The following is a 26045-nucleotide window of genomic DNA, read 5'->3' as shown; positions in this document are numbered from 1 at the left end:
GGCTCAGGCCCCGATCCGGGCGAACAGCCGCGCCAGCTCGGCCTCCACCGGGCCGGGCTCGGCCGCGTCGCGCCGGTAGAGGCCCTCGGCGAAGATCCGGCCCGCGCCGGCGCTGAAGAAGGTCGTGGCGAAGAGCCGGTCGAGGGTGGCGGCCCAGGCTGTCCCCTGGGCATCCGCCGCGGCGTCGCCCTGGAGGGTGCGGGCGAGGCGGCGCAGGAGCTGCGCCTGCGCCACCCGGCGGTGCTCCGGCGGCAGGGCGTTGGCGGCGGCGAGATCGGCCAGGGCCGCGCGCCGGACGGAGCCGCGCCGACGCGCCCGCAGCCAGCGCAGCAGCCCGAGGACCAGGGCCGCGGTGAAGCCCAGCGCGATGGCGAGCATCACGGCGCCCTGCGCCCCGCCCGTCTCGGCGGGCAGGTGCAGGCCGCGCAGCTGGTCGAGGCCGGCCGGGGCGTCGGGCGTCACCGGGCCACTCCCTGGCGACTTGGTCCCCGAGAGCTTGGTCCCCGAGAGCTTGGTGCCAGAGTGCTTGGTCCCCGAGAGCTTGGTCCCCGAATGCTTGGCGCCCTACAGCATCGCATCGAGGCGCTCCATCAGCGGCGCGTAGGCCTCCGGACCGGCCTCGACGTCGAGGCGCAGGCCCGCGATGCCGCGCTGGGCATAGGCGACGAGGCGGGCATCGGTGCCCGGGGAGGCCCGGTCGGCCCGGCTCGCCTGCACGGTGCCGCGCCGGCCGTCCGGCGTGGCGAAGGGGTAGAAGCCCGGCGGCCGGGCGCGCTCGAAGGCGTCGCTGACGAGGACGAGGCGGATCGACAGGCGCTCGGCCATGATCGTCAGGAGGGGGTCGAAATCCGGGCCCGGCGCGTCGAGGGCGCTGCCGATGACGAGGTGGCCGCCGGAGGGCAGCAGGCTCTGGGCGAGCGTCAGGGCCGGCGCGAGGGGCGGGTCCTCGGCGGCGCCGTCGGCCAGGGCGCGGGCATGGGCGAGCGCCAGGGCGCCCGTGAGGGCGGTCATCGCCCGCTCGCCGCCGGCCGGGCGCACCACCACGGGCTCGCCGGTCCCCGCCGCCACGAGGCCGATGCGGCCGCCGTCGCCGACGATGCGCCAGCCGAGCAGGACCAGGGCCTCGGCCGCCGCCACCGAGCGCAGGGCGCGCCGGGTGCCGAACAGCATCGAGGGCCGGACATCGGCGAGCAGCACCACGGCCCGGTCGCGCTCGTCGTGGTGAGTGCGCACGTGCAGGATGCCGGTGCGGGCGGTGGCGTTGCGGTCGATGTGCCGGCGGTCGTCGCCCTCGGACCAGAGGCGCACGTCGTCCGGCTCGGAGCCGCGCCCGCGCCGCCGGGTCACGATCCCGCCGGGCAGGCCCGCCAGCGTCCGGGTGGCCGGGCCGGAGCCGCGCCGGGCGAGGTGGCGCAGGCCCATCAGCGCCTCGCCGGAGAGGTGGATGCCCGGCGCCATCAGCGGGTCGGTGTCCGGCAGGGCGACTGCGGCTGCGACTGCGGCTGGGGCCGGGCTCGGCACGGTCATTCTCCCGCTCAGAGCGCCCGCACCCGCTGGACGAGGCCGCGGATGATGCCCCGCGCCGTCTGGCCCTCGGCGGCGGCGCGCCAGGTCAGGCCGATGCGGTGGGCCAGCGCGTCCGGGGCGAGCTCCGCCACGTCTTCGGGGATGACGTGGTCGCGGCCACGCAGGTAGGCCCGCGCCTTGCCGGCCACCATCAGCGCCAGGGTGCCGCGCGGCGAGGCCGGGTGCTCGATGGCGGCGCGGAGATCCGGGGCCGCCCCGTCGGTTCGGGTGCCGGCCACCAGCCGCACGAGATAATCCTTGAGGGCCGGGGAGACGTAGACGTTGAGCGCGGCCTCGCGGGCGGCGCGGATCTCCGCCACCGAGAGCCGCACCGGCATCGCCTCGGCGTGGTGGTTCAGCTCGCCCTCCACGAGGTCGAGGATGCGGCGCTCGGCGGCCTCGTCGGGCATCTCGACCAGGACGTGGAGGAGGAAGCGGTCGAGCTGCGCCTCCGGCAGCGGGAAGGTGCCGGCGTGCTCGATCGGGTTCTGGGTCGCCACCACCATGAACGGGTCGGGCAGGGCATGGGTGTGGCCCGAGACCGTGATCTGGCCCTCGGCCATGGCCTCGAGCAGCGCCGACTGCACCTTTGGCGGGGCGCGGTTCACCTCGTCGACGAGGACGAGGGAGTGGAACAGGGGGCCGGGCAGGAACTCGAAGTCGCCGGCATCCTGGCGCCACACGGTGGTGCCGGTGAGATCGGCGGGCATCAGGTCGGGGGTGCACTGGATGCGGGCGAAGCTGCCGTCGAGCCCGTCCGACAGGCGCTTGACCGCCCGGGTCTTGGCGAGGCCGGGCGCGCCCTCGATGAGCAGGTGGCCGCCGGTGAGAAGTCCGATGAGGAGGCGCTCGACCATGGCGTCGGCGCCGATGAGCCCGTGCAGAAGGCCGTCGCGAAGCGCGAGGATGCGGCCGCGCAGGGCGGCGTCCACGGGCGGGGCGCCGGGTGCCGGCCGTTCGGCGAGGGCTGCGCCGCTCATGCGGACGGGCTCGCGCCGGCCGGACGGAGCGCCCGGATCGTCGATGGAGCAGGAACGGTGGGCCGGTCCATGCGCGTCTCCTCGGTGACATTTTTATGGTGCGGATTCTTGAGCGATCCGCAGCCTTCGGGTGTGCCCGCTGCGGAGGCCGGGCGTCAATCCCGCCCCGGCATCCGCGAGGCCGCAGGGCGCGCGCCCGGGCGTCCTGTGCGGACACGACTTCGCGGGTGGACCGGAGCCGGAACTCCGGTCCGGTCCGGCTCAGAGCTTCTTCGACATCGGCGCCCCGCCATGGCCGGCCATGCCGTCGCAGCAGCAGGCGGCCTTCCTGGTCCGGGACGGTTTCATGGCGCCCGCCCGCATGTCCATCTTGGCCTTGCCGCACATCATGGCGCCGCCACCGCCGCAGCACCCGGCGGCCTGGGCGGGAGCGAGGCTGGCCAGGGCGAGGCCGGCGGCCAGGGCGAGGGCGGTCAAACACGTCTGCATCGGGAAAAGTCCTGCTGAGGCGGGAAGATGTGGCAGATCTAGTTGGAAAGCCGCCTGCTTCCAGCCGAAACGCCATCGTTCGCGATCGCGAACCGGCGCCCGGCCCCGCGCGTTCCCCCGGCCCCTGCCGGAGGCGCCCCCGTGACCACCGACCTCTTCCCCGACTTCGCCGCTCCCTGGATCGACATTCCGGCCGGGCGCTTCTTCGCCCGCATCGGCGGGCCGGAGGACGGGATGCCGCTCCTCCTCCTCCACGGCTTCCCGCAAAGCCATGCCTGCTGGCACCGGATCGCGCCGGCCCTGGCCGAGCGCCACCGGGTGATCTGCCTCGACCTCAAGGGCTACGGCTGGTCGGCCGCGCCGGAGGGCGACCCCCGCCACGAGGCCTATGCCAAGCGCACGCTCGCGGCCGAGGTCGTGGCGCTGATGGAATCCCTCGGCCACGTCCACTTCGCCCTCGTCGGGCACGACCGGGGCGCCCGCATCGGCTACCGCCTCGCCCTCGACGAACCGGGACGGATCGCCCGGCTGGCCCTGCTCGACATCCTGCCGACCCTGGTCCAGTGGGAGCGGATCGAGGCGAACCCGCGCAAGCCCTCGCACTGGCACTTCCTGGCCGAGGCCGCGCCGGGGCCCGAGCAGGCCATCGGCCGGAATGCGGATTCCTATTTCGAGGGCCTCCTGCGCGACTGGAGCGGGGACACGTCCCTCGACGCCTTCGCGCCCGCCGCGCTGCACCTCTACCGGCAGGCCTGGGCCGTGCCCGAGCGCATCCACGCCTTCTGCGAGGATTACCGGGCGGGGGCCACCCGCGACCGCGAGGCCGACCTCGCGGACCTCGCCGCCGGGCGGCGGCTCGCCTGCCCGACCCTGATCCTCACCGGGGACAGCTACCTCGACCGCAGCACGGAGACGCCGCTCGCCGCCTGGCAGCGCACCTTCGCGCCGAACGCCGTGGCCGCCGAGGTCAGCGCCGGCCATTTCCTGGCCGAGGAGAATCCCGAAGCGACCCTGGCGGCCCTGCGAGCCTTCCTGGGCTGAGCCGGCGGGACGACGCGCGCCTGTTCGAGCGCGGTGGATGCCGGCTCGCCTGAAGACGATGCGACCGCGCACTCAGAGAGAGCCTGTCCGGTGATCCGAGGATCGCCGAACAGGCTCCGGCGGAGCATCGTATCCGCCCGCAGCCGCGCTTTGTCTCCGTGATATTCGCCTGCCTTCCAACCGTATTCCGATGCCGTGTGAGACGAAGAGCAGGGTTTGGCGCCACCCGTTCGCCGCGACACCCGGCAGGCGTCGCGGGCGAGATCGATCAGAGACCGTCGCGCCGGATCGGAAAGCTTCGGAATACAACCGAGAGGCCGCGGAACTTCCATCAGTGGCGGCAAAATCGGCCTGCGTTAATCATTATTTTAGCGCATCATCACAGAAATGTGAGCTCGACGCCGCGTCCCGAGAGACCGATCAAGGTCCTGCGCCGGCGCCGATCCAGGGGGTCCCATGCGCGCGTTCAACAACCTCAAGCTTCTGGCGAAGCTCGCCCTGCCGAGCCTGATCCTCACCCTGGTGGCGGTCGGGCTGGTGGTCCTGGCCTGGGCCAACATCGCCACCCTCGAGCGGAACACGACGCAGATCGTCGATGTCCGCGCCAGCCGGCTCTCGGTCGCCCAGCAACTGGCCCTGGCCGTGGACGAAGCGGTGATCGCCGAGAAGAACACCATCATCGAGACCGACGACGCGCAGATGCAGAAGGACTTCGCCCATTACCAGGCGAGCCGCGCGGCCGCCTTCGCGGCGATCGACCGCCTGCTCGCCCTGGCCGACACGCCGGAGCGCCGGGGAATCCTGCAGGGCGTGCGCGCAGACCTCGAGGCCTTCTTCGCCACCGCCGACCGCTCCACCGCCCTCGGGTTGCGGAACGAGAACACGGCGGCCGCCCGGATCTCGATGCTGGAGGTCCGCCCGGCCCGGCTCCGGATCGCCCAGAGCGTGGCGGCCCGCGTCGCCTCCAACCTGCGCGACCTCGAGACCGCCAAGCGGGAGGCGGCCGAGACGGCCGGGAGCGCCACGCGCACCCTCATCGTCACCGCCGCCCTGGGCCTCGGCTTCGCGGTCGGCCTGCTCGCCCTTATCACGGTCTACGGCGTCACCCGCCCCCTCGCCGGCATGACGGCGGCGATGGGCCGCCTCGCGGCCGGCGATCTCGGCGTGACGGTGGCGGGCACCGAGCGGCGGGACGAGGTCGGTCTCCTCGCCCGTTCGCTCCAGGTCTTCCGGGACAACGCCCTGGAGGCCCGGCGCCTCGCCGAGGCGCAGGCGGCCGAGGACGCCGCCAAGATGCGGCGGGCCCAGCGCCTCGATGCCCTGACCCGGGCGTTCGAGACCAACGTCTCGACCCTGACCCAGGGCCTGGCGGGCGCCGCCACCGAGATGGAGGCCACCGCCCAGTCGATGAGCAGCGTCGCCGGCCAGACCAACCAGCAGACCGTGATCGTCGCCGGCGCTGCCGAGCAGACCTCCGCCAACGTCCAGACCGTGGCGGCGGCCAGCGAGGAGATGTCGGCCTCCGTGCAGGAGATCGTGGGCCAGGTCAGCCTGTCGGCCCGGATCGCCGGCCAGGCGGTGGCGAGCGCCGAGCGGACCGACGCCACGGTGCGGCGCCTGGCCGGCACCACCGAGCGGATCGGCGCCTTCGTCGAGGTGATCTCCAGCATCGCCGCCCAGACCAACCTGCTGGCGCTCAACGCCACCATCGAGGCGGCCCGCGCCGGCGAGGCCGGCCGCGGCTTTGCCGTGGTGGCCGCCGAGGTGAAGGAGCTGGCGTCCCAGACCACCCGGGCCACGGGGGAGATCGGCGAGCGCATCCTCGAGATCCGCACCGCGACCCAGGAGGCCGTCACCGACATCGCGGCGATCGGCCGGATCATCGCCGAGATGTCCAGCACCGCCGCCTCGATCGCCGCCGCCATGGAGGAGCAGGGGGCCGCGACCCAGGAGATCACCCGCAACGTGCAGGAGGCCGCGCGCGGCACCGAGGAGGTGACCACCCACATCGCCGGCGTGCGCGACGGCGCCGGCCAGACGGGGGCGGCCGCCTCCCAGGTGCTCGGCGCCGCCCAGGACCTCGCCCGGCACTCGGAGAGCCTGACCCGCGAGGTCGGCGGATTCCTCGCCGACGTGAAGGCGGCCTGAGCAGGCCCGCGGGGTCGCGCCCATCTCCAGGGTTGACGCCCCTGGCGGTTGGCGGGATGGAGAACCCAACCCTTCAGACGGATGCGCGGCCCCTCCCGGAGGCGGGACGGGACCGCGGCCGCCGCCCGCACGAGAGCGAACCCCGCGCATGACGACCTCCTTCCTGCCGATCGACCGCGCCGTGATCGCCCGCGAGGCGGCCAAGATGCTGCTCGAGATCAAGGCGGTGCACTTCTACCAGGACAAGCCCTTCACCTTCACGTCCGGCTGGGCGAGCCCGGTCTACATCGACTGCCGCAAGATCATCTCGTATCCGCGCCTGCGCTCGACGCTCAACGACTTCGCCGCCGCCACCATCGTGCGCGACATCGGCTACGAGTCGATCACCCATGTCGCCGGCGGCGAGACCGCGGGCATTCCCTTCGCGGCCTGGATCTCCGACCGCCTGATGCTGCCGATGCAGTACGTGCGCAAGAAGGCCAAGGGCTTCGGCCGCAACGCCCAGATCGAGGGCGAGGTGGTGGAGGGCGCCCGGACCCTGCTGGTGGAGGACCTGGCCACCGACGGGCGCAGCAAGGCGCTGTTCTGCAAGGCCCTGCGCGATGCCGGGGCCCAGGTCGACCATTGCTTCGTGATGTTCTTCTACGACATCTTCCCCAACAGCCGCGAACTCATGGCCGACCTCGGCATCCAGCTGCACTACCTCACCACCTGGTGGGACGTGCTCAGCGTCGCCAAGGAGAGCGGCCACTTCGACCCGAAGGTGCTGGCCGAGGTCGAGAGCTTCCTGCACGAGCCCGCCCGCTGGTCGGCGGCGCATGGCGGCATCGCCGATTACCCGCAGGCCTGATCTGGGCCGCGCCGTCATGGTCCCGTCACGGGACGGCGTCAGGGCAGGACGATGAGTTCCTTCCTGTCCGGGCCGTGGCCCGAGGCCGTCAATTCGGCGATCAGCCTCCTCGTCGCCTTCGGGCTCGGCACCCTGATCGGGGCCGAGCGCCAGTACCGCCAGCGCACGGCGGGCCTGCGCACCAACGTCCTGGTGGCGGTGGGGGCGGCCGCCTTCGTCGACCTCGGCATGCGCCTCGAAGGGGCGGCCGGCGGCACCCGCACGGTGGCCTACGTGATCTCGGGCGTCGGCTTCCTCGGCGCCGGCGTGATCATGAAGGAGGGCATGAACGTCCGCGGCCTCAACACCGCCGCGACCCTGTGGTGCTCGGCCGCCGTCGGCGCCTTCGCGGGGGCCGACCTGCCCCTGGAGGCGGCCTTCGTCACCACCGCGGTGCTCGCCGGCAACACCCTGCTGCGGCCCCTCGTCAACGCCATCAACCGCGCGCCCATCGACGAGAGCCAGACCGAGGCGACCTACGAGGTCCAGGTGACGGTGCAGGCGGAGGGCGCCGGCCCCGCCCGCGACCTCCTGGTCGAGCGCCTGGAGGCGGCGCAGTATCCCGTCGGCGGCATCGAGGTGGTGGAGCGCGGCGAGGACACCGTCGAGGTGGTGGCGACCCTGGTGGCGACGGCGGTGGCCGGGGCCGAACTCGATGCCGTGGTGGCGGGCCTGGCCCGCATGCCCGGCATCGAGCACGCGACCTGGTCGGTGCAGACGGCGGATTGAGGCCCGCGCGGGTGCGCCCGCGCACCTCGGCGCGGGCGGCCCGGATTGCCGGACCCGCTCCTCCGTCCAACCTCCCCCGCGAGGGACGGGCGGCGCTGCCCCCGGGCGGCCGGCCCCTCCGCGAACCAGGGACACGGACCACCATGACATCCCAGAAGAACGCCCTCATCGTCGGGGCCTCGCGCGGCCTCGGGCTCGGCCTCGTCGAGACCTTCCTGCAACGCGGCTGGCGGGTGACCGCGACCCAGCGCTCGGCCTCCCCGGGCCTCGCCGCGCTGGCCTCCGACGCCCTCACGGTCGAGACCGCCGACATCGACGACGATCGCGCGGTGTCCGCCCTGCACGAGCGCCTGGCGGGCCGGAGCTTCGACCTGATCTTCGTGGTGGCGGGCGTGGCGACGCAGGCCCACGAGCCGCTCCATCGGGTGCCGCGCGCGGTCGCCGCCCAGGTCTATCTGACCAACGCGGTGAGCCCGGTGCGCTTCGCCGAGGCCTTCCTCGACCGGCTCGCGCCCCAGGGCCTCGTCGCCTTCATGAGCTCGATCCTCGGCAGCGTCGGCCTCAACGAATCCGGCGGCTGGGAGACCTACCGGGCGAGCAAGGCCGCCCTCAACACCCTGGTGCGCAGCTTCGAGATCCGCCACCGCGAGGCGGGCTTGGGCGTCCTGCTGCTGCATCCGGGCTGGGTCCGCACCGAGATGGGCGGGGCCGAGGCCGATCTCGACGTCGCCACCAGCGTCACCGGCATGGCCGACGTGATCACGGCCCAGCTCGGACGGACCGGCACGGCCTATCTCGACTATACCGGCAAGACTCTGGACTGGTGACAAGACCCTGGACTGGTAGCGGGCGTCCGGACCGCTGGAGAGCGGGACGATCCGGGGCCGGACGAGAGCCGGCCCCGCGGTCAGGGGCGCCCGATCGGCGGGCGCCCGCGCCGCTCGACCACCACCGGCGGCCGGGTCCGGCGCTCGACGATCACCGTGCGCGGCGCCCGGCTCGGGCTGGCGGCGGTGAGGATGCGCTCGGGCATCCGCTCGGAGTGGCGCTCGGGCCTGGCCTCGGATTTCGCCTTGGCGGCCGCGACCACGTGCTCGCGGACCGCCTCCGCCGGCAGGCCCATGAGGCCGGCGGCGATCTCCACCTGCTGCTCGATCTCGTCGGCGAGGTCCTGGGCGGCGGCGACGGCCTCGGGAATGGTCGGCGGCTCGCGCCGCACGCGGATCGGCGGGAGATCCTGGAAGGATTTCGAGGTCTTCTTCACGGCGCGACTCGCTGGGGGCATCTCCGGAGCATAAGCCCGATCGGGCGGTTTGTGCAGTGCACACCTTCGCGGACGACCTGCGCGTCGGGCGCATCGCGGCGGCGTGATGGATTTTCGATCAGCGCCTCCGGACCGCTCCGTAGGGCCTGCACGGACGGGCGGCGCCCTGCCGGAGGATTGGGCAGGTCCGGGCGTCGAAATGCCGCGCCCGTCGTCGGCCCCTCCGGCCTGTTGCGATGCGGCCGCCGAGGGCGGATAGTCCAAGCATGCAGGCCGTCCCGTTCGATCTCTCCGATCCCCGTCTCGTTCCGGCCCGGCCCGAGATCGCCGATGCCCGCCTGCGCGGTCATGTCGAGGCCGAGCGCTTCGTCGTGGGCGAGCCGCGCAGCGTCGTGGTGACCTCCGCTCCCCTGCGCCGCACGCCCCGCTTCGATGCCGGCCTCGAGACCGAGGCGGTGATGGGCGACGCGGTGACCGCCTACGGCGCCGAGGAGGGCTTCGCCTTCGTCCAGTTCGCCCATGACGGCTATGTCGGCTACCTGCCCGAGGCGGCCATCGGCCTCGCCGAAGCGCCGACCCACCGCGTCACCGCCCTGCGCAGCTTCCTCTACCCGGGCCCCGACCTGAAGCAGCCCGCCAGCGGTTGGCTGACCCTGGGGGCCCGTCTCCGCGTCGCGGAGACCCACGGCGATTATCTCCGCCTCTCCGGCGGTGCCTACGTCTTCGCCGGCCACTGCGCGCCCCTCGACGCGGTCGAGCCCGACTACGCCGCCACCGCCGAGCGCCTCGTCGGCACGCCCTATCTCTGGGGCGGGCGCACCAGCCTCGGGCTCGACTGCTCCGGCCTCCTCCAGCTCTGCCTCGCGCAGGCCGGGATCGCGGCGCCGCGGGATGCCGACCAGCAGGAGCGCGGCCTCGGCGAGGCCTTGCCCCTGGACTTCGACGGGCTGCGGCGCGGCGATTTCGTGTTCTGGCGCGGCCATGTCGGGCTGATGCTCGACGCCACCCGCCTCATCCACGCCAACGGCCACCACATGGCGGTGGCGGTGGAGCCCCTCGCCGAGGCCGCCGCGCGCATCCAGGAGAAGAGCTACGGCCCGGTGACGTCGCTCCGGCGGCTCAGGCCTTCAGCCGCCGATCGCGAAGGACGGTCGTAACCGCCGCATTCGCCGGACATCCGGCATCAAGGCCGCCGCCGTGCGAGCGGGATGTTTCGAACGCGTCTCGCGGAAGCTTCCTGATTCTGGGCCGCTCCGGCGGAACGCGATGCCGTCACCCGAAGGAGCCATCGCGGAGACGATCAGAGCGTGCGGATTCGGTTGCTCGTCGGTGGCAGTTCGTACATCGATCCGGCCGCGCTGCGGTCACCGAACGTGACGATGTCGTCCCAGAGCGCCAGGATGCGCTCGGCCTTCTTCACCAGCGGCGCCTTGTTCAGCCCCGCGGACAGGAAGAAACCGATCAGGCGAGAGGTTCGGAAGGCCTGGAATTCGGCCCTGGTCTTCTTGATCCTGCGATCGGCCGAGAGAACGATCCAGCGTCCTTCCTGGCCGAGTTCGGGTATCCATTGAAGGTCCCTCACTCCGGGCCCGTAGCGATCCCGGATATGGATGATGTCGTGCTCGCCGGCGAACAGGGCATGAAGGGCACGGGCGAGGGCAGGCGGAAGGTTCTCGTCGACGACGATCTTCACGCGGCTTGCAGAGAGGCTTCGAAACGTACGGCGTCCCGGACGATTGCGGAGGGAACCTCGTAGAGGCGCGCCACCCGGTCCACCGATCCTTCCGCCGTCACGGCCTCCGCCAGGGCCACCGTCGGGATGCCGTAGGCCGCGGCGATCGGCTGCCCGAACGACCGGTGCGGATCGATCACGATGGTGTCCTTGCCGCCGAACGGGCGCCACCGGGCGACGACCTCGTTGTCGAGATCGAGATCCCTGAACGTTCGCTCGATGACGGACTTGATGACGAATTGGCCGCGTTTCAGATCCAGGAGCTCGCTCTCGCCCGTCGCCTTGAGGGTGTCCAGGAAGATCGTCCGCCCGTCTGTCCGGAAGCGCCGCGTCGAGAACGGCCGAGAGTCCCGAACGGCCTCGCGCGCATGCTCCAGGCAACTCCGGATGATCCGCAGATCGACGCCTTCCTCCGTGAAGGCATTGACGAATCGAAGCTCGATGAGGTCCCGGAAGCCCAGTTCGAGATGTGCGCCGCTCGCCGGCAATTCGGGCGACCAGAGCGGCGGCATGCGGCGGAGCTTGCCACCCGATGGGAAGGTGTAGCCGCCCAGCCAGCGTCGGATGTTGACCCCGGGCATGCGGACGAGCCGCGCCGCTTCGGGAACGGTGTAATACCCGATCCCAAGGGGTGGCGCGTCGGGCGCGGCCTTCGATTCCAAGCGCTCCAGCATCACCGCGACCGTACGCGTCGGAACCCGGTACCGCCACGGGAATCCGCACGGATCGCCGCCGTGCGGAATGCCGATCAACCGCCATCGTGCGCCCGCGTCGCTCCGGCGGCTCAGGCCTTCAGCCGCATCTTGATCCGGTAGACCAGCCCGTCGCGGACGTCGCGGTAGGCGTCGAGGCGCTGCTCGCGGGTGCCGTCCTGGATGATGGTCGGGTCGGGCGTCGGCCAGTACTCGACCTCGACCGCGTTGGTGCGGGTCAGCTCCAGGGCGGCGTGGTGGGCCTCCGGCGCCAGGGTGACGATGAGGTCGAAGTTCAGGCCCTCCCACTCCTCGAGCTGGGCGAGGGTACGCGGCTTGTGGCGCGTCGCGTCGATGCCGATCTCGTCGAGGGCCGCCACCATGAACGGGTCGGCCGGCTCGCCGGAGCGCACCCCGGCCGACTGCACGTAGATCGACTTGCCGAAGTAGTGGCGCGCGATGGCCTCCGCCGCGAGCGAGCGCACGGCGTTGAAGTTGCACATGAACAGGGCCGACTGCACGCGCGTCTTCTTCGGGCCGGTCGCGTCCGCCATCCGGTCGTCTCAGCCTCGCACTTCCAGAGGGGGCGCCGCTCTAAGCCTTCCAGTGCAAGGCGAAGACCAGGGTGAAGAGGCGCCGCGCGGTGTCGTGGTCGAGGTCGACCTTCCCCTCGAGGCGCTGGCGCAGCAGGTCGGAGGCCTCGTTGTGCAGGCCGCGCCGGCCCATGTCGATTGCCTCGATCTGGGTCGGCGAGGCGGTGCGGATGGCGTTGTAGTAGCTCTCGCAGATCATCTCGTAGTCACGGATCACCCGGCGGAACGGGGTCAGCGACAGGAGGTGGGTCATCACCGGCTCGCCGTCCTCGCGCTTGATCACGAGGGCGAGCTTGCTCTCCACGAGCCCGAGGGTGAGGGCGTAGGGGCCCTCGCGGCCCGGGACCGTGAAGCTGTTGTCCTCGAGGATGTCGAAGATCGCGATGGCGCGCTCGTGTTCCTGGTCCGGGTTGCCCCGCCCGATCGACTCCTCGTCGAGGGTCACCACCGCGAGGCGATGGGGCGATCTGGGCTCGCTCGATTTGGCCGCGCCGGACATCAGGCCCTCACAGGTTGAGGCGGATCGCCACCGAGCGGGCGTGGCCCTCCAGGCCCTCCGACCGTCCGAGGGCGATGGCCGAGGGGCCCAGCGCCCGGAGGGCCGCCGGGTCGCAGCGCAGGATCGTGGTGCGCTTCATGAAGTCGAGGACGCCGAGCCCGGAGGAGAACCGCGCCGAGCGGGCGGTGGGCAGGACGTGGTTGGGGCCGCCGACATAATCGCCGATGGCCTCCGGCGTGTGCGAGCCGAGGAAGATCGCCCCCGCATTGCGCACCTTGGCCGCCAGCGCCTCGGCGTCGGCGGTCTCGATCTCCAGGTGCTCCGGGGCGAGGCGGTCGACGAGCGGCACCGCCTCGTCGAAGTCCCGCACCACCACGATCGCGCCGTAGTCGCGCCAGCTCGCCCGGGCGATCGCGGCCCGGGGCAGGGTGGTGAGCGCGCGCTCCACCGCCGCGGCGACGTTGTCGGCCAGGGCCTCGGAATCGGTGATCAGGATCGACTGGGCCGCGGCGTCGTGCTCGGCCTGGGCCAGGAGGTCGGCCGCCACCCAGTCGGGATTGGCATGCGCGTCGGCCAGGATCAGCACCTCGGAGGGGCCGGCGATCATGTCGATGCCGACCTGCCCGAACACCCGGCGCTTGGCCGCCGCCACCCAGGCATTGCCGGGGCCGACGATCTTGGCCACCGGCGCGATCGTGTCGGTGCCGTAGGCGAGCGCGGCCACCGCCTGGGCGCCGCCGACCCGGTAGACCTCGTCGACGCCGGCGAGCTGCGCGGCGGCGAGCACCAGCGGGTTCACGGTGCCCTCCGGCATCGGCGCCACCATGACGACCCGGGGCACCCCGGCGACGCGGGCGGGGATCGCGTTCATCAGCACCGAGGAGGGGTAGCTCGCGGTGCCGCCAGGGACGTAGAGCCCGACGGATTCGAGCGCCGTCCAGCGCCAGCCGGCGGTGACGCCCAGGCTGTCGGTGGCCATGTGGTCGCCGGGCACCTGGGCGGCGTGGAACGCCTCGATGCGCTGGGCCGCGAAGCGCAGGGCCTCCAGGGCGTCCGCCGGACAGGCCGCGACGGCGGCCTCGATCTCGGCCGGCGTCACCCGCAGGGAGGCGACGGTGAAATCCTCGCCGAATCGGTCGAAGCGGCGGGTGTAGTCGACCAGGGCCGCGTCGCCGCCCGCGACCACGCCGGCGATGATGCCGCGCACGGTCTCGTCGACATCCTCCGAGATCTCGCGCTTGACGCTGAGCAGGCGCGCGAAGGCGGCGGCGAAGTCCGCGTCGCGGGAATCGAGGCGGACCATCAGGCGTTTCCCTTTGGGGCGTTGTCCCAGGAGGCGTTGTCCCCTGCGGCGTTGCCCGCGATCGCGGCGCGGCCGACGGCCGCGGCCTCGTGGTCGGGCCGCCCCTCCACCTCCCAGACCGGCCCCAGATCCTTGAGCTGCACCTCGATGCATTCGAGGTCGAGCTGGATCGCCGCGCCGCCGGCGAAGACCAGGGTGGCGGTGCCGGAGGGCGCCTCGGTGGGCTCGAAGGTGACGGCGAGGAGTTCGAGGGGCGCGTCGGACTCGGTACCGGGGGTGAGGCCGCGGCTGCGCACCCGCAGCACCCGGTCGAAATGCATGCCGGCGAGGCGGCGGCGCGGCGGTGCGCCCTCCTCCGCCGACCAGTCGAAGCGGCGCGCCACCAGGACGAAGCGGTGCTGGCCCGCGAGATAGGCGAGGTCGCTCGCCTTCAGGATCGCGTCCTGCAGGTGGGCGGAGATGACGCCCAGGTCTTCGGCGTCGAGGGCGGCGAGCCTGAGAAGCTCCATGATCGGGTGTCGCGCTCTTGTCGGCGGGCCGGCCCGGGTGCGGACGCGGCCGTTCAGGGTGTGGGAGCCGTAGGTAGCGAGGCGGCCCGCCCACGGCAACCGGTCGGGGGGAACTCCGCCATTGTCCCGCCGGCCGAACCTGCTAGGGACGCCTCGCTGCGCCGGCCCTTCGCCGGCGAACGGAGTCGCGACGTGTCGGCCGCATCCCTGTCCCTGCCCGGCGAGGCTCGCCGCCCTCCCGATGCCGCCACGGTCCGCGCCGTGGTCGCGATCCCGGTGCGCAACGAGGCCGAGCGCATCGCCGCCTGCCTGCGGGCGATCGACGCCCAGACCGGCCTCGCGCCGGGCAGCCTCGGGGTGGTGCTGTTCCTCAACAACTGCACCGACGCCACCGCGGCCATCGTGGCCGATCTCGTGCCGCGGATGTCGGTGCCGGTCCGGGTCACGAACGTCGACTATGCCGGGGCCCATGCGGGCTGGGCCCGGCGCGAGGCCATGGACCGGGCGGCCGACTGGCTCGGCGCCGAGGGCATGATCCTCTCGACCGATGCCGACAGCCGGGTCCCGCCCGACTGGGTCGCGCGCAACCGGGTCGCCCTCGACCGGGGCGCCGACGCGGTGGCCGGCCGCATCCGGCTCGATCCGGACGAGCGCGCCCTGCTGCCGCCCTCCCTGCACTGGCGCGGCGACCGGGAGGACATCTACAGCGACCTCCTGACCGAGGCCGAGGCGCGCATCGATCCCGATCCGCACGATCCCTGGCCCTGCCACCGCACCACCATCGGGGCCACCCTCGGCGTCAGCGTCGCGGCCTACCGGGCAGTGGGCGGCATGCCCGCGATCGCCTTGGGGGAGGACGGGGCCTTCGTGGCGCTGCTGCTGGCGCAGGGCCTGCACGTCCGGCACGACCCCTCCATCCTCGTCACCGTCTCGGGCCGGCTCGTGGGCCGGGCGCCGGGCGGCGTCGCCGACACCATCCGGGCGCGCTGCGAGAAGCCCGACAGCCTCTGCGACGCCCGCCTCGAACCGGTGCCGCGGGCGCTGTTCCGCTACGCCTGGCGCCGCCGCCTGCGCCGGCTGCACGCGGCGGGCCGCCTCGGCACCGAGCGCGGCTGGGCCCGGGCCCTGCGGATCACGGAAGCGGACGCCGCCCGCGTCGCGGCCCATCCCCTCGCCGGTCACGCCGTGGCCGAGGCCGAGCGGGCCAGCCCGCGCCTCGTGCATCGCCCCCTTGGCCCGCGCCAGCTGCCGGGCCAGATCCGGGTCGCCCGGATCGCGCTGCCGCTGGTGCGCCTGGTCACGCGGTTCCTCGGCTGACAACGAGAATCCGCGAAACGCGGCAGGCCTCTCAGGCAGCGTTCAGCCCGGGGTCGTTAGATCAGCCATGATGAAACGGCACATCCGAGGGGAGCCATCCATGACCCGCACGTCCATGACGACCATCAAGTCCACGATCCTCGCCCTCGCCACCGCGGCGACGCTGGGCACCGGCCTCGGCGCCTTCGAGGCGCGGGCACAGTATTACGGCGACGACGACCGGCCCCGCCGCTACGAGCGCCGCTACGACGAGGATCGCTACGAGCGCCGGCGCTACGACGAGGACCGGTACGACCGGCGCCCCCGCGGCTACGGCGGCGGGTTCGGCCGCCTCTGCCTGACCCAGCGCGGCAACTGCATCACCCGCCCGCAGCCCTACGGCTCGCGCTGCGGCTGCGACATCCCGGGCTTCGGCCGCAAGCACGGCGAGATCGGCGGCTGACCACCCGGCGGCTCCCCGCGCCCCGAGCGGGCGGGGAGCCGTTGCCGTCAGCTGCGGACGCGGGTGATCTCGGCGCCGCAGCGGGCGAGCTTGGCCTCCAGGGCCTCGAAGCCGCGGTCCAGGTGATAGACCCGGTTGATGCTGGTCTCGCCTTCCGCCGCGAGGCCCGCGATGACGAGGGAGACCGAGGCGCGCAGGTCGGTCGCCATCACGGGCGCCCCCTTGAGGCGCTCGACGCCCTCGACGATGGCCAGATCGCCCTCGAGCCGGATCCGGGCGCCGAGGCGGGCCAGCTCCTGCACGTGCATGAAGCGGTTCTCGAAGATCGTCTCGCGGATGTTGGACTGGCCCTTGGCCAGCGTCATCAGCGCCATGAACTGCGCCTGCAGGTCGGTGGGGAAGCCCGGGAACGGATCGGTGGTGACGTCGACCGCGGCGATGCCGCCGCCGTTGCGGCGGATGCGGATCGTGTCGGTGCCCGTCGTGATCTCGGCCCCCGTGGTCGAGAGCACGTCCAGGGCCGCATGCAGCAGGTCCGCGCGGGTGTTCTCCAGGGTGACGTCGCCGCCGGTCATGGCCACCGCCATGGCGTAGGTGCCGGTCTCGATCCGGTCGGGCAGCACGTCGTGGCGGGCGCCGTGCAGGCGCGAGACGCCCTCGACGGTGATGCGGGGCGTGCCGGCGCCCTCGATGCGGGCCCCCATCTTGGTGAGGCAGGCGGCCAGATCGACGACCTCGGGCTCGCGCGCCGCGTTCTCGATCAGGGTCGAGCCGCTGGCGAGCGCCGCCGCCATCAGCGCCACGTGGGTGCCGCCCACGGTGACCTTGGGGAAGTGGATCTCGCCGCCGCGCAGGCCGTTCTTAGCCTTGGCGACGACGTAGCCGCCATCGACCTCGACGGTGGCGCCGAGGCGCTCCAGGGCCATCAGCAGCAGGTCGACGGGACGCGTCCCGATGGCGCAGCCGCCCGGCATCGAGACCCGGGCCTCGCCGAAGCGGGCGAGCAGCGGCGCGATCACCCAGAAGCTCGCCCGCATGGTCGAGACAAGCTCGTAGGGCGCCGTGGTGTCGATGACGTTGGAGGCGGTGAGGCGGATGGTCTGGCCGGTCTCGGTGGTCTGGCCCGGGCGCTTGCCCACCACCATATGGTCGACGCCGTGATTGCCGAGGATGCGCAGCAGGGCGTTGATGTCGGCGAGCCGCGGCACGTTGCCGAGCTCCAGGGTCTCGCCGGTCATCAGGCTGGCGATCATCAGGGGCAGCGCGGCGTTCTTGGCGCCCGAGATCGGGATGACCCCGTGCAGCGGCCGGCCGCCGATGATGTTGATGCGGTCCATCGTTCTAAAACCTTGCCCAAAACCTTGCCCGGCCGGGACGCATCGCGCGCCGCGGGCCGGAGACATACGAGATCGAAACCCGGCAGATCGAAACTTGGCGAGAGAGCCCTGGCGAGAGAACCCCGGCGAGAGAACCCCGGCGGCCCCTGCACCGTCCACGCGGAAACGGGACCGTTATAGCCAGGTTTTGTCGAAAAGGAGGTTCGCGGCGCGCGATTATGCGTCCCCGCCCGGCTCGTCGTCGCGCGCCGGGTCCGGCGGGCCCGCGCGTCCGCGCGACTGGGCCTTGCGCCGGCGCAGGTTTTCCCGAAGGGCGGCCTTCAGGCGCGCGGCCTTCTGCTCGGCGGCGCTCCTGGGCGGCGCCCCGGGCGTGTCCCGGGGCATGTCCGTGCGGGGCGGCTCGGGCTCGTCGTCCATCATGCGTCGCGGAAATCCGGGTGGGGCGGACGCAGAGTGCGCCGCGCGAAGGGTCGACACGAAGGGTCGGGAAGGGCGACGCGACCCATCGTCGCCACGTCGTCGTGTCGGCTTTGCAGCCCCGGGGCGATGGATGCAAAGCAGGAATGCGGATGTCGACTTGAACCAATTCCAAGTTCACCTGTATCGTCGCCACCGCATCGGGGAAACCCGAGCCAGGGCGAGCGTCGTCAGCAACTCCTTCACGGAGTGTGCGCCAGGCTCGCCATCGAGATCGCTTTCATCGCGGATCCCCGCACGAGGGTCCGCGTGGGAACGATCCCGCCGGAGGCCGCGACCCCACCGCCGGCCCCTCAGCCCAAGCGTGAAGGACGGATGCCCGTGAACCGCATGCCCGCGACGATCAAGATCAGCGACACCAAGCAGGGAGCGGGCCAGGAATCCGGGCAGGGGCGCAACATCGGGCCGGCCGGCCGGGGCCGGACCGACTACGAGTCGCATTTCCGCACCGCGCTGGACCGCCTGCACGGCGAGCGCCGCTACCGGGTCTTCGCCGATATCGAGCGCATCGCGGGCCGCTTTCCCACCGCGCACTGGCGCAAGCCCGACGGCGGCACCTCCGAGATCACCGTCTGGTGCTCCAACGACTACCTCGGCATGGGCCAGCATCCGGACGTGGTCGGGGCCATGACCCGCACCGCCGCCCGCTGCGGCGTGGGCGCGGGCGGCACCCGCAACATCGCCGGCAATAACTCGCCGCTCGTCGACCTGGAGCGCGAACTCGCCGACCTGCACGGCAAGGAGGCGGGCCTCGTCTTCACCTCGGGCTACGTCTCGAACCAGGCCGGCATCTCCACCATCGCCAAGCTGATCCCGAACTGCCTGATCCTGTCGGATGCCTTCAACCACAACTCGATGATCGAGGGCGTGCGCCATTCGGGCTGCGAGAAGCGCGTCTTCCGGCACAACGACCTCGCCCATCTCGAGGAGCTGCTGATCGCGGCGGGCGACCGCCCGAAGCTGATCGCCTTCGAGAGCGTCTACTCCATGGACGGCGACGTCTCCGACATCGCCGCGATCTGCGATCTCGCCGACCGGTACGGCGCCCTGACCTATCTCGACGAGGTCCACGCGGTCGGCCTCTACGGTCCCCGCGGCGGCGGCATCGCCGAGCGCGACGGGGTGATGCACCGGGTCGACGTGATCGAGGGCACGCTGGCCAAGGGCTTCGGCTGCGTCGGCGGCTACATCACCGGCTCGGCGGTGCTCTGCGACGCGGTCCGCAGCCACGCCCCGGGCTTCATCTTCACCACCGCCCTGCCGCCGGCCATCGCGGCGGCCGCCATCGCCTCGGTGCGCTACCTCAAGCGCTCGAGCGGCGAGCGCGAGGCGCACCAGCGCCAGGCCGCCCGGACCAAGGCCGCCCTGGAGGCCGCCGGCCTGCCGGTGCTGCACACCGACACCCATATCGTGCCCGTGATGGTGGGCGACGCCGAGCTGTGCAAGGCGGCGGCCGACCACCTGCTGGAGCACCACGGCATCTACATCCAGCCGATCAACTACCCCACCGTGCCGCGCGGCACCGAGCGCCTGCGCATCACGCCCTCGCCCTTCCACGACGATGCCCGCATCGCCCGGCTGACGGCGGCGCTGACCGAGACCTGGGACACCCTGGACCTGCCCCGCGCCGGCACCGTCTTCGTCGAGGCGGCCGAGTAGGCCGCCCCGGCCGCCTCAGTTCAGGCGCCAGATCGCGCCGGTGAGCACGGTGGCGAAACCGACCCAGGCGGCGTAGGGCACCAGCAGCCACGCCGCCGCCCGGTCGAAGCGCCAGGACAGGCGGATCGTCCAGAGGATCATCACCCACATCGCCGCCGAGACCACCAGGGCGGCCCCTAGCGCGTGGGCGGAAAAGAAGGACGGCGTCCAGGCGGCGTTGAGGGCGAGCTGCACCGCGAAGGCGGCGAGCGCCAGGCGCCAGCCCTCCCGCGTCGGCCCCGTGCGGGGCCTGGCCCCGAGCAGCCGGAAGGCCGAGACCGCGATCATCGCGTAGAGGATCGTCCAGGCCACCGGGAACGCCCAGTTCGGCGGGTTGAAGGACGGTTTCGTCAGGCCCGCATACCAGCCCTCGATGTTCGGTCCCGTGGCGGCCGAGCCCAGCACGGCCGTCAGCGCCACGGGCAGGATCGCCGCCGCCAGCCGCCAGGGCAGGGCGAGGGCGGGCTCGGCGGGGACGTGGATCGGCGACGATGCGGGCGCGCGGGACATGACGAACGGATTTCCTTTCCTCTGAACCGGGCCTCGGCACGGAGCGACGCGGGCTCGGCTTGCGGTCCGTGCACGGGTCTGCGAGGCCGGGTCAACCGAACCCCGACCTCGTGGACCCGCCCATGCCGGACCCCTTGTCAGAACCGAACGCGCCGACCGGGCCTTCGGATGCCGCGCCCGCCTTCGCCAAGCGCAGCCTCGCGGCGCAGGCCCTCGGCCGGATCGATCCGGTGACCCGGGGCGTGGTGACGCCGCTGCACGTCGCCACCACCTTCCTGCGCGATCCCGACAACGGCTACAGCTCGGGCTTCTCCTATGCCCGGCCGGACAACGCCACCGTGCGCGAGGCCGAAGGCGTGCTGGCGATGCTGGAGGACGCGGCGGCCGGCGCCCTGCTGTTCGGCTCCGGCATGGCGGCGGCCACGGCGGTGTTCACCGCCCTGGAGCCCGGCGACCACGTGGTGGCGCCCCGTGTGATGTACTGGGGCCTGAAGCGCTGGCTCAACGCCGAGATGCCGCGTCGGCGGATCGCGGTCGATTTCGTCGCCATGGACGACCTCGCCGCCCTGGCCCGGGCGATCCGGCCGGGCACCACGAAGCTCGTCTGGATCGAGACCCCCGGCAATCCCCTCTGGACGATCACCGACATCACCGAGGCCGCCCGCCTCGCCCATGCGGCGGGCGCGCGGCTGGCCGTCGATTCCACCGCCGCCTCGCCGATCCACACCCGGCCGCTGACGCTGGGGGCCGACCTCGTGATGCACTCGGCCACCAAGATCCTGAACGGCCATTCCGACGTGGTGGCGGGCGTGCTCGCCGGGGCCCGGGCGGACGGGTTCTGGGAGCGCCTCGTCGTGATCCGCTCGGGCGGCGGCGCCATCCTGGGGCCGTTCGAGGCCTACCTGCTGATGCGCTCGCTGCGCACCCTGCCGCTGCGGGCGGCGGCGCAAGCGGCCGGCGCCGCCGCGCTGGCGCGCCGGTTCCAGGGGCATCCTTGCGTCTCGCACGTGCTCTATCCCGGCCTGCCGGAGGATCCCGGCCACGCGGTGGCGGCCCGGCAGATGGAGGGCGGCTTCGGCTTCATGCTGTCGATCCGGGTCCGGGACGGCGAGGCGGCGGCGATCCGGGCGGCGGCGCGGGTGCGCCTGTGGAAGCGGGCCACCTCCCTCGGGGGCGTCGAGAGCCTGATCGAGCATCGCGCCTCGGTGGAGGGGCCGGACTCGCCGTGCCCCCCCGATCTCCTGCGCCTCTCCGTCGGGATCGAGGCGGTGGACGACCTGTTCGCCGATCTCGACGCCGCCCTGCGGAGCGCCTGAAGCGCCCCGCAGCCGCCGTGAACTTTTCGGTGGTGCCGGGGCGGGGCCTCGCGCGTTGGTGGGGCACATCCCGATCCCGCGACCGGATGCCGGCGCCGGGTCATGCCCCGAGAGACCGCCCGACCATGATGAAGCCCGTCCTCCTCTCCGGACCCCTCGCCCTCCTGCTCCTCGGGGTCCCGGCCCGGGCCGAGAGCGGACCGCCGGAGCTGAACATCGAGCGGACCTGCCAGTCGGCGGCCTCCGCGAGCGTCAGCGACAATGCCAGCCAGGAGGGATGCCTGCGCTCGGAGCGCGCCTCGCGCGACGAGGTCAAGCGCCGCTGGGGCGAGTTCTCCCCCGCCGCCAAGCGCCAGTGCGAGAAGCAGTTCGAGGCGGGCGGCTTCCCGTCCTACGTCGAGATGGTGACCTGCCTCGAACTCGCGAGCGGCACCGGCCTGCCGAATCAGCCGCATGATTCGGGCGCGGGCCGGGGCACCAGCAGCGCCACGAAGGAGCCGAGCCCGGCCCAGCGCACCGATCCGATCAAGGTGCTCGAGCGCCCGTAGGCCGCCGCGCCGGCCTCCGGATCAGGTCGACGAGGCCGGGACCTCCTCGGCGATCCAGGCCGGCTGCGGCCGGCCGCGACCGGGCTCGACCACACCGCCCCGGCTCTGCGCGAGGGCGGTGAGTTCCGGCGCGCGGGCGGTGTCGTCCACCGTCAGGAACAGGCGCCGCCCTTGCGAGATCCGGCCGAGGCGGGCGCTGCTGGTCAGCACGCTCTGGGCCGGGCTCGACAGCAGGCCGAGGACCACCGGCGCCATCCAGAGGGCGAGCCAGGCATCGCCGGCCCAGGCGAGGCCGGCCGCCAGGAGGGTGCCCGCCACGAGGGTGTCGACCTGCAGCCGGCAGGCTTCCGCCCAGGGCACGCGGCGGTCGTCGCGGACCTGCGCATCCCAGCGCACCACGCGGCCCACGAAGGTGGTGGCGACGGCACCCGCCGCGAACAGCGTCATCACCGGCCAGAGCAGCACCCAGATCGCCTGTTCGAGGACCGCGCTCTTGAGCAGCGAGGCGGTGCCGCCGAAGGCCGCGCGCCGCTCGCGCGAGGCCAGGACGTGGCCGAGGCTCAGGAGCTTCGGCAGGGCCAGGACCGCCAGGACGAGGGCGGCCAGGGCGTGGGCGGCGGCGCCCGTGCCGGTCAGGCCGTAGCCGAGCAGGCCGAGATCCCCGGTCCGGGCCGCCTGGAACGTTCCGAGGGCGAGGAACAGGACCCAGAGCGGGCAGGCCATGTAGGACAGGATGCCGACGGCGAGGTGCCAGCGGCTGGCCGGGCGCAGGCCCGGCATCGCGGTGACGCGCAGGTGCTGCATGTTGCCCTGGCACCAGCGGCGCTCGCGCCCGAGGAGGTCGACGAGGTTCGTGGGCATTTCCTCCCAGGTCCCGCCCATCTCCGGCAGCAGGCGGACCTCCCAGCCGGCGCGGCGCAGCAGCGCGCCCTCGACGATGTCGTGGCACAGGATCTCGCCGCCGAGCGGCGCCTTGCCCGGCAGCACCGGTAGTTCGGCGTTGTCGGCGAAGGCCGCGATCCGCACGATCGCGTTGTGGCCCCAGTAGCTGCCGTCCGGCCCCTGCCAGGTCTCCAGGCAGCGGATCGCCAGCGGTGCGTAGAGCCGCACGGCGAATTGCTGGATGCGGGCGAACAGGGTGTCGCGTCCGGTGGCGTAGGACACGGTCTGGATCAGGCCGACCCGGGGGCTCTCCTCCATCAGCCGGGCCAGGCGGCGCATGGCGCTGCCGGTCATCAGGCTGTCGGCGTCGAGCACGATCATGAAGTCGTATTCGGAGCCGTAGGTCTTGCAGAACTCGGCGATGTTGCCGGCCTTGCGGCCCGCATTGTCGCGGCGCCGGCGATAGCGGATGCGCGGCAGGCCGGGGCCGTGCTGGCGGGTCCAGGCCGCGATGCGCGCGAATTCATGCTCCTCGATGGCCGCGATGGCGCCGTCCCGCGTGTCGGAGAGGACGAAGATGTCGAGGTCGCCGCCGTCGCCCCCGGCCCGCTGCAGCGAGCGCGCCATGACCCGCAGGGCCGCGAACACCGCGACCGCGTCCTCGGCGTGGATCGCCACCACCGCTGCCGTGCGGCTCAGGCCCGAGGCCTCCGCCGGGACGGTGAGGGAACGCCGCTCCAGGGCGGATTTCGCCCGGTCGCCGAAGGCCGTGGCCACGAGGCCGTAGACGTATTGCCAGGCCACGAAGGCCTGCCAGGTCATGACCAGGGCGAACAGCCCGAGCACCGCGGCCCCGAGGAGGCCGGACGGCATCCCGTAGGCGGCCAGCGCCAGGGCGGCGATGGCCGCGCCCAGGGCGAGGGGCGGCAGGGCCAGCAGCAGGCGGCGGCCCAGGAAGCCGCCCGGCCGCGCGGCCGACGCCTCCGGTGCGATTTCCAGCGGCGCCGGGATTTCGGCCGCCGGGGCGTCATGCGACAACCTGTGGGACATGGGGCGCGGGGAACTCGAAGGAGGGACACCGCGATCCACCACCGGGCGCGATGCCGGAAAAGGGGAAGCGATGCGCGATGGCGAGGGTCTCGAAGGATGCGGGCGGACCGAACCCTTCTCGCGGCGGCAGGCCCTGCGGACCACGCTGAGCGCGGCCGTCGGGATGGTCCTGCCTACCGCGCATGATCTGAATGCGGGCCGAACGCGCGCCGCGGCCCCCGAACCCATAACATTCGAGGCGGTGAAGGCGAAGGCGCGGACCCTGGCGGCGATCCCCTATCAGGCGCCGCAGGACGATCTGCCGCCGGCCCTGGCCGGCCTCTCCTACGACGGCTACCGCGCCATCACCTTCCGGCCGGAGGCGCGCCTGCCCCTGGGCCGCTCCTTCTCGGCCCAGCTGTTCCATCGCGGCTTCCTCCAGCGCAAGCGCGTCGCCCTGTTCCTGCAGCCGCGGAACGGCCCGGCCCGGGCCATCCCCTACGCCCCCGACCTGTTCGACCTCGGACCGGACCTGAAGGGCCGGAGCTTCGCGCCCGAACTCGGCTTCGCCGGCTTCCGGCTGCACTACGCCTTCGCGGCCGACCGGCCGGGCGACCAGGAGGAGTTCCTGGTCTTCCTCGGCGCCTCCTACTTCCGGCTGCGCGGGTCCGGCCAGGAATACGGGCTCTCCGCCCGCGGCGCCGCGATCCGCACCGGGGGGCCGGGCGCGGAGGAATTCCCGGACTTCACGGCCTTCTGGATCTGCGAGCCGGAGGCCGATGCCCGCGCCATCGAGATCTGGGCCCTGCTCGACTCGCCGAGCCTCGCCGGGGCCTACCGCTTCCGCGTGGCGCCGGGCGACCCCTCGGTGATGCGGGTCGAGGCCGCGCTGCATGCCCGCACCGCCCTCGACCATCTCGGGCTCGCGCCCCTGACCAGCATGTTCCTGCACGGGGCGAACGGGCCGGGCGCGCGGGGGGCCGCGCCCTTCGACGATTTCCGTCCCCAGGTGCATGATTCCGACGGGCTGGCGGTGGTGACCCGGGGCGAGCGGCTGTGGCGCCCCCTCGTCAACGGCCGGGCGCAGCCGCAGATCTCGGCCTTCGGCGTCGATCCGCTGGAGGGCTTCGGGCTCCTCCAGAGGGCCCGCGACTTTCCCGCCTATCTCGACGTGCAGGCCCGGCACGAGGCGCGGCCCGGGCTCTGGGTCACGCCGGAATCGGGGTTCGGGGCCGGCGCGGTCCGGCTGTTCGAGATCCCGTCGCGCGAGGAGTATATGGACAACGTCGTGGCGGCCTTCGTGCCCGCCGCCGCCGTGCCGGCCGGGGCCGAGCGGAGCCTGTCCTACAGCCTCACGACGGTCGGCGCGGAGCCGGCGGCGGTCGTGCCCGGTGCCCTCGGGCGGGTCGTCTCGACCCGGGTCGGCTCGGCCGAGCGCCTGCGCCCGACCACGCCGCCGAGCCCGCAGCGCCGCCTCTACGTCGTCGATTTCGAGGGGCCGGGCCTGCCGGTCGAGCACGGGGCGGCCCTGGCCGCCGACGTCTCGGCGAGCGCGGGCACGATGGTCGACCCGGTGGTGGAATTCGTGCCCCAGACCGGCGGCTGGCGGCTCTACGTCGAGTGGCGGCCGCCGACGCCGCTGCCGGCGGGCGACGTGATCCTGCGCGCCCGTCTGCTGCAGGACGGGCGGGCCGTGACCGAGACGTGGGACGCGGCCGCCTGAGGCCGAGCGGGGCGAGCGGCCACCGCAGCCGTGCCGGCAGCGGCCGTTCGCGGAATCGGGGACGGGGCCCGTCCGCGGCCTCGCCGCGGATCGGTCGTTCCGCGTCGCCCGGCCGATCGGCGTCCGGGTCGGGCCCTACTGGCAATCGTAGGATTGCGCGTCCGCCGGATGTGCATTGAGGGTCAGTGCATAGGTATCGATGCGCGAAACGGTCCGTGCCTCGGAGACCGGAGGCTTGGTCAGCATCGTGATCGCGAATGCGGCGGCAGCCATAACAAATGCTACCGCAAGCGTTATCAGTGAACGCATGGAAGCCTCCATTGGTATGGATT

At 72.9% G+C, this 26045-nt stretch carries 28 protein-coding genes; 12 read left to right on the top strand and 16 right to left on the bottom strand.

Features of this window, described 5'->3' with window-relative positions; all coding sequences use genetic code 11:
* Positions 1–3 precede the first annotated feature (3 nt).
* From ACXJY8_RS18875 to ACXJY8_RS18860, 4 genes are all read right to left on the bottom strand, one after another.
* Positions 4–462 (bottom strand): DUF4381 family protein, encoded by a 459-nt coding sequence (locus ACXJY8_RS18875; protein ID WP_463772023.1) that lies wholly within the window; start codon positions 460–462, stop codon positions 4–6.
* A gap of 102 nt (positions 463–564) precedes the next feature.
* Entirely contained in the window at positions 565–1458 is an 894-nt protein-coding gene (locus ACXJY8_RS18870; RefSeq protein WP_463780806.1) for a DUF58 domain-containing protein, read from the bottom strand.
* A 77-nt stretch (positions 1459–1535) separates the two neighbouring features.
* Positions 1536–2546: an AAA family ATPase gene (locus tag ACXJY8_RS18865; protein ID WP_463772018.1), complete on the bottom strand. Its 1011-nt coding sequence runs from the start codon at positions 2544–2546 to the stop codon at positions 1536–1538.
* Between the two features lie 261 nt (positions 2547–2807).
* A complete protein-coding gene (locus ACXJY8_RS18860) occupies positions 2808–3035 on the bottom strand; it encodes a hypothetical protein (RefSeq protein ID WP_463772015.1) in 228 nt (75 codons plus the stop codon).
* Between the two features lie 141 nt (positions 3036–3176).
* On the opposite strand from ACXJY8_RS18860, the gene ACXJY8_RS18855 reads away from it, so the two are divergent.
* The 5 genes from ACXJY8_RS18855 (at position 3177) to ACXJY8_RS18835 (ending at position 8669) form a co-directional block, all read left to right on the top strand.
* Entirely contained in the window at positions 3177–4076 is a 900-nt protein-coding gene (locus ACXJY8_RS18855; RefSeq protein ID WP_463772011.1) for an alpha/beta fold hydrolase, read from the top strand.
* A 456-nt stretch (positions 4077–4532) separates the two neighbouring features.
* Positions 4533–6224 carry a methyl-accepting chemotaxis protein gene (locus ACXJY8_RS18850; RefSeq protein ID WP_463772009.1) on the top strand — a complete coding sequence of 564 codons (1692 nt, stop codon included), beginning with the start codon at positions 4533–4535 and terminating at the stop codon, positions 6222–6224.
* A gap of 148 nt (positions 6225–6372) precedes the next feature.
* The gene (locus ACXJY8_RS18845; protein ID WP_463772007.1) at positions 6373–7074 is read left to right on the top strand and encodes an orotate phosphoribosyltransferase; all 702 of its coding nucleotides are present in this window, start codon (positions 6373–6375) and stop codon (positions 7072–7074) included.
* Positions 7075–7125: 51 nt separating this feature from the next.
* Positions 7126–7842 carry an MgtC/SapB family protein gene (locus tag ACXJY8_RS18840; RefSeq protein WP_463772004.1) on the top strand — a complete coding sequence of 239 codons (717 nt, stop codon included), beginning with the start codon at positions 7126–7128 and terminating at the stop codon, positions 7840–7842.
* A gap of 143 nt (positions 7843–7985) precedes the next feature.
* The gene (locus ACXJY8_RS18835) at positions 7986–8669 is read left to right on the top strand and encodes an SDR family oxidoreductase (RefSeq protein ID WP_463772002.1); all 684 of its coding nucleotides are present in this window, start codon (positions 7986–7988) and stop codon (positions 8667–8669) included.
* 80 nt (positions 8670–8749) lie between these two features.
* Here the strand turns inward: ACXJY8_RS18835 and ACXJY8_RS18830 are convergent, their stop codons facing one another.
* Entirely contained in the window at positions 8750–9106 is a 357-nt protein-coding gene (locus ACXJY8_RS18830) for a hypothetical protein (RefSeq protein WP_463771998.1), read from the bottom strand.
* A 266-nt stretch (positions 9107–9372) separates the two neighbouring features.
* On the opposite strand from ACXJY8_RS18830, the gene ACXJY8_RS18825 reads away from it, so the two are divergent.
* A complete protein-coding gene (locus ACXJY8_RS18825) occupies positions 9373–10263 on the top strand; it encodes a C40 family peptidase (RefSeq protein ID WP_463771995.1) in 891 nt (296 codons plus the stop codon).
* A gap of 143 nt (positions 10264–10406) precedes the next feature.
* On the opposite strand, the gene ACXJY8_RS18820 is transcribed toward ACXJY8_RS18825, so the two are convergent.
* Genes ACXJY8_RS18820 through ACXJY8_RS18795 form a run of 6 tightly spaced genes read right to left on the bottom strand, consistent with a single transcriptional unit; the run spans position 10407 to position 14434 of the window.
* Complete coding sequence (locus tag ACXJY8_RS18820; protein WP_463771990.1) at positions 10407–10799, bottom strand: PIN-like domain-containing protein; 393 nt, start codon at positions 10797–10799, stop codon at positions 10407–10409.
* The gene (locus tag ACXJY8_RS18815; RefSeq protein WP_463771987.1) at positions 10796–11590 is read right to left on the bottom strand and encodes a hypothetical protein; all 795 of its coding nucleotides are present in this window, start codon (positions 11588–11590) and stop codon (positions 10796–10798) included. Before ACXJY8_RS18815 ends, ACXJY8_RS18820 begins: the two co-directional genes overlap by 4 nt.
* Positions 11591–11622: 32 nt before the next feature.
* A complete protein-coding gene (locus tag ACXJY8_RS18810) occupies positions 11623–12084 on the bottom strand; it encodes an arsenate-mycothiol transferase ArsC (protein WP_463771983.1) in 462 nt (153 codons plus the stop codon).
* A 40-nt stretch (positions 12085–12124) separates the two neighbouring features.
* A complete protein-coding gene (locus ACXJY8_RS18805; protein WP_463771980.1) occupies positions 12125–12622 on the bottom strand; it encodes a UPF0262 family protein in 498 nt (165 codons plus the stop codon).
* 7 nt (positions 12623–12629) lie between these two features.
* A complete protein-coding gene (gene hisD, locus ACXJY8_RS18800) occupies positions 12630–13925 on the bottom strand; it encodes a histidinol dehydrogenase (RefSeq protein WP_463771976.1) in 1296 nt (431 codons plus the stop codon).
* A complete protein-coding gene (locus ACXJY8_RS18795; protein ID WP_463771974.1) occupies positions 13925–14434 on the bottom strand; it encodes a DUF2948 family protein in 510 nt (169 codons plus the stop codon). The genes hisD and ACXJY8_RS18795 overlap by 1 nt, the downstream gene beginning before the upstream one ends.
* Positions 14435–14647: 213 nt before the next feature.
* Between ACXJY8_RS18795 and ACXJY8_RS18790 the strand changes: the two genes are divergently transcribed.
* The gene (locus ACXJY8_RS18790; protein WP_463780803.1) at positions 14648–15751 is read left to right on the top strand and encodes a glycosyltransferase family 2 protein; all 1104 of its coding nucleotides are present in this window, start codon (positions 14648–14650) and stop codon (positions 15749–15751) included.
* 100 nt (positions 15752–15851) lie between these two features.
* Positions 15852–16193, top strand: coding sequence for a hypothetical protein (locus ACXJY8_RS18785; RefSeq protein WP_463771972.1), 342 nt, complete (start codon positions 15852–15854; stop codon positions 16191–16193).
* A 47-nt stretch (positions 16194–16240) separates the two neighbouring features.
* On the opposite strand, the gene murA is transcribed toward ACXJY8_RS18785, so the two are convergent.
* Positions 16241–17530, bottom strand: a complete 1290-nt coding sequence (gene murA, locus ACXJY8_RS18780; protein WP_463771970.1) for a UDP-N-acetylglucosamine 1-carboxyvinyltransferase — start codon at positions 17528–17530, stop codon at positions 16241–16243.
* 216 nt (positions 17531–17746) lie between these two features.
* Positions 17747–17950: a hypothetical protein gene (locus tag ACXJY8_RS18775; RefSeq protein ID WP_463780938.1), complete on the bottom strand. Its 204-nt coding sequence runs from the start codon at positions 17948–17950 to the stop codon at positions 17747–17749.
* Positions 17951–18322: 372 nt separating this feature from the next.
* Here ACXJY8_RS18775 and hemA point away from each other — a divergent pair, with 372 nt between their 5' ends.
* Complete coding sequence (gene hemA, locus ACXJY8_RS18770) at positions 18323–19666, top strand: 5-aminolevulinate synthase (protein WP_463771967.1); 1344 nt, start codon at positions 18323–18325, stop codon at positions 19664–19666.
* Positions 19667–19681: 15 nt separating this feature from the next.
* Here hemA and ACXJY8_RS18765 read toward each other — a convergent pair whose 3' ends face one another.
* A complete protein-coding gene (locus ACXJY8_RS18765; protein WP_463771965.1) occupies positions 19682–20215 on the bottom strand; it encodes a TspO/MBR family protein in 534 nt (177 codons plus the stop codon).
* Between the two features lie 134 nt (positions 20216–20349).
* On the opposite strand from ACXJY8_RS18765, the gene ACXJY8_RS18760 reads away from it, so the two are divergent.
* Positions 20350–21531: a trans-sulfuration enzyme family protein gene (locus ACXJY8_RS18760; protein WP_463771962.1), complete on the top strand. Its 1182-nt coding sequence runs from the start codon at positions 20350–20352 to the stop codon at positions 21529–21531.
* 125 nt (positions 21532–21656) lie between these two features.
* Positions 21657–22079, top strand: a complete 423-nt coding sequence (locus ACXJY8_RS18755; protein ID WP_463771959.1) for a hypothetical protein — start codon at positions 21657–21659, stop codon at positions 22077–22079.
* Between the two features lie 21 nt (positions 22080–22100).
* Here the strand turns inward: ACXJY8_RS18755 and mdoH are convergent, their stop codons facing one another.
* Positions 22101–24011, bottom strand: a complete 1911-nt coding sequence (gene mdoH, locus ACXJY8_RS18750; RefSeq protein WP_463771957.1) for a glucans biosynthesis glucosyltransferase MdoH — start codon at positions 24009–24011, stop codon at positions 22101–22103.
* Positions 24012–24237: 226 nt separating this feature from the next.
* Between mdoH and ACXJY8_RS18745 the strand changes: the two genes are divergently transcribed.
* The gene (locus ACXJY8_RS18745) at positions 24238–25713 is read left to right on the top strand and encodes an OpgD/OpgG family glucan biosynthesis protein (RefSeq protein ID WP_463780801.1); all 1476 of its coding nucleotides are present in this window, start codon (positions 24238–24240) and stop codon (positions 25711–25713) included.
* A gap of 135 nt (positions 25714–25848) precedes the next feature.
* Here the strand turns inward: ACXJY8_RS18745 and ACXJY8_RS18740 are convergent, their stop codons facing one another.
* Positions 25849–26022 carry a hypothetical protein gene (locus ACXJY8_RS18740; RefSeq protein WP_463771955.1) on the bottom strand — a complete coding sequence of 58 codons (174 nt, stop codon included), beginning with the start codon at positions 26020–26022 and terminating at the stop codon, positions 25849–25851.
* Positions 26023–26045: the final 23 nt, after the last annotated feature.

The organism is Methylobacterium sp. TK31, from assembly GCF_055361545.1.
Note: the sequence above shows the minus strand (reverse complement) of the source record. Positions and strands in the feature narration are given on the sequence as shown.

Coding starts and splice junctions, on each gene's coding strand:
- ACXJY8_RS18870 (WP_463780806.1), bottom strand. CDS start 1,458: ATGGCGCCGGGCATCCACCTCTCCGGCGAGGCGCTGATGGGCCTGCGC.
- ACXJY8_RS18865 (WP_463772018.1), bottom strand. CDS start 2,546: ATGAGCGGCGCAGCCCTCGCCGAACGGCCGGCACCCGGCGCCCCGCCC.
- ACXJY8_RS18860 (WP_463772015.1), bottom strand. CDS start 3,035: ATGCAGACGTGTTTGACCGCCCTCGCCCTGGCCGCCGGCCTCGCCCTG.
- ACXJY8_RS18850 (WP_463772009.1), top strand. CDS start 4,533: ATGCGCGCGTTCAACAACCTCAAGCTTCTGGCGAAGCTCGCCCTGCCG.
- ACXJY8_RS18845 (WP_463772007.1), top strand. CDS start 6,373: ATGACGACCTCCTTCCTGCCGATCGACCGCGCCGTGATCGCCCGCGAG.
- ACXJY8_RS18840 (WP_463772004.1), top strand. CDS start 7,126: ATGAGTTCCTTCCTGTCCGGGCCGTGGCCCGAGGCCGTCAATTCGGCG.
- ACXJY8_RS18835 (WP_463772002.1), top strand. CDS start 7,986: ATGACATCCCAGAAGAACGCCCTCATCGTCGGGGCCTCGCGCGGCCTC.
- ACXJY8_RS18825 (WP_463771995.1), top strand. CDS start 9,373: ATGCAGGCCGTCCCGTTCGATCTCTCCGATCCCCGTCTCGTTCCGGCC.
- ACXJY8_RS18810 (WP_463771983.1), bottom strand. CDS start 12,084: ATGGCGGACGCGACCGGCCCGAAGAAGACGCGCGTGCAGTCGGCCCTG.
- ACXJY8_RS18805 (WP_463771980.1), bottom strand. CDS start 12,622: ATGTCCGGCGCGGCCAAATCGAGCGAGCCCAGATCGCCCCATCGCCTC.
- hisD (WP_463771976.1), bottom strand. CDS start 13,925: ATGGTCCGCCTCGATTCCCGCGACGCGGACTTCGCCGCCGCCTTCGCG.
- ACXJY8_RS18795 (WP_463771974.1), bottom strand. CDS start 14,434: ATGGAGCTTCTCAGGCTCGCCGCCCTCGACGCCGAAGACCTGGGCGTC.
- ACXJY8_RS18785 (WP_463771972.1), top strand. CDS start 15,852: ATGACCCGCACGTCCATGACGACCATCAAGTCCACGATCCTCGCCCTC.
- murA (WP_463771970.1), bottom strand. CDS start 17,530: ATGGACCGCATCAACATCATCGGCGGCCGGCCGCTGCACGGGGTCATC.
- ACXJY8_RS18775 (WP_463780938.1), bottom strand. CDS start 17,950: ATGATGGACGACGAGCCCGAGCCGCCCCGCACGGACATGCCCCGGGAC.
- hemA (WP_463771967.1), top strand. CDS start 18,323: ATGCCCGTGAACCGCATGCCCGCGACGATCAAGATCAGCGACACCAAG.
- ACXJY8_RS18765 (WP_463771965.1), bottom strand. CDS start 20,215: ATGTCCCGCGCGCCCGCATCGTCGCCGATCCACGTCCCCGCCGAGCCC.
- ACXJY8_RS18755 (WP_463771959.1), top strand. CDS start 21,657: ATGATGAAGCCCGTCCTCCTCTCCGGACCCCTCGCCCTCCTGCTCCTC.
- mdoH (WP_463771957.1), bottom strand. CDS start 24,011: ATGTCCCACAGGTTGTCGCATGACGCCCCGGCGGCCGAAATCCCGGCG.
- ACXJY8_RS18740 (WP_463771955.1), bottom strand. CDS start 26,022: ATGCGTTCACTGATAACGCTTGCGGTAGCATTTGTTATGGCTGCCGCC.